Raw genomic sequence first — 1,421 nt, 5'->3', positions numbered from 1 at the left:
TATCCACTTATCCACTTATCAAGAAACAAGCAACAAGCAACAAGCAACAGCGTTTCTGTTTGGCTCATCTAAATATAAAAGAGAATACAGTGATGAAAAATACGGCTTTAATACTCACGTTAGCCCTGCCTTTTGGCGCTTATGCCGCTGAAGACTCAATACCAACACCTGAATCGATTACATCTGCACAAGTACTCAGTGCACAAGGCTCAGAGACCTATTCATATGTTAGATGTTGGTATCGAACCGATGCCTCTCATGATTCCCCAGCCACCGACTGGAAGTGGGCAAAGAAAGAGAGTGGTGATTACTACACGATCAACGGATATTGGTGGTCTTCTGTTTCTTTCAAAAACATGTTCTACAGTGATGCGCCTCAATCTGAAATCAAACAGCGTTGCGAACAGACGCTCGACATCCAACATGACGCCGCTGACATCACCTACTTTGCCGCAGATAATCGCTTCTCTTACAACCACTCCATCTGGACCAACGATAACGCGTTCCAGGCCAATAGCATCAATCGTATTGTCACCTTTGGTGATAGCCTGTCCGACACTGGTAATCTATTTAATGGCTCACAATGGGTTTTTCCGAACGCAGATTCGTGGTTTTTAGGGCACTTTTCGAATGGTTTAGTCTGGACGGAGTATTTAGCAAAAGCGAAAGATGTCCCTCTGTATAACTGGGCTGTGGGTGGCGCCGCAGGTACCAACCAATACGTGGCATTGACTGGTGTTTATGATCAAGTCACCTCTTATCTGACCTACATGAAAGTCGCCAAAAACTATCGTCCGGAAAACTCACTGTTTACTTTAGAGTTTGGCCTCAATGACTTCATGAATTACAACCGAGAAGTCGCCGATGTAAAGGCTGACTTTAGCAGCGCGCTGATCCGCTTAACAGAATCTGGTGCGAACAATATCCTGCTGTTCACCTTACCCGATGCAACCAAAGCCCCTCAATTCAAATACTCTACCGAACAAGAGATAATAAAAGTTCGTGGCAAGATCTTAGAATTCAACCAGTTCATCAAAGCTCAAGCCGAGTATTACCAAGGTATGGGGAAAAACGTGGTGTTGTTCGATGCAAGTGCGTTGTTCGCCAGCATTACCGATAACCCAGAACAACATGGCTTTCGAAACGCGAGCGATGCTTGTCTTAATATCAATCGAAGCTCAGCCGCGGACTACTTGCGAAGCCACAGCTTAACCAATGACTGTGCCACCTATGGTTCAGACAGTTATGTATTTTGGGGCGCGACACACCCAACTACAGCTACTCATAAATACATTGCCGACCACATCTTGGCGTATTCGTTCTCGACGTTCAATTTCTAACTAAATATCGAAAAGTAATGGCTGAGCCAAGGTCGAGATACAAAAAAACCGCCTAATATTGGCTAATGCCGATCAGTTAAA

1 protein-coding gene is annotated in these 1,421 nt (G+C 44.8%); it reads left to right on the top strand.

The window, feature by feature from the left end; genetic code table 11:
* The first annotated feature begins 92 nt into the window (after positions 1-92).
* Positions 93-1,340: an SGNH/GDSL hydrolase family protein gene (locus tag AB4375_RS21530; protein ID WP_372052503.1), complete on the top strand. Its 1,248-nt coding sequence runs from the start codon at positions 93-95 to the stop codon at positions 1,338-1,340.
* Positions 1,341-1,421 lie beyond the last annotated feature (81 nt).

Origin of the sequence: Vibrio sp. 10N.261.51.C6, from assembly GCF_041471785.1 — a bacterium.
Lineage (GTDB): Bacteria > Pseudomonadota > Gammaproteobacteria > Enterobacterales > Vibrionaceae > Vibrio > Vibrio crassostreae_C.
This window is presented reverse-complemented; position numbering and strand designations above follow the sequence as displayed.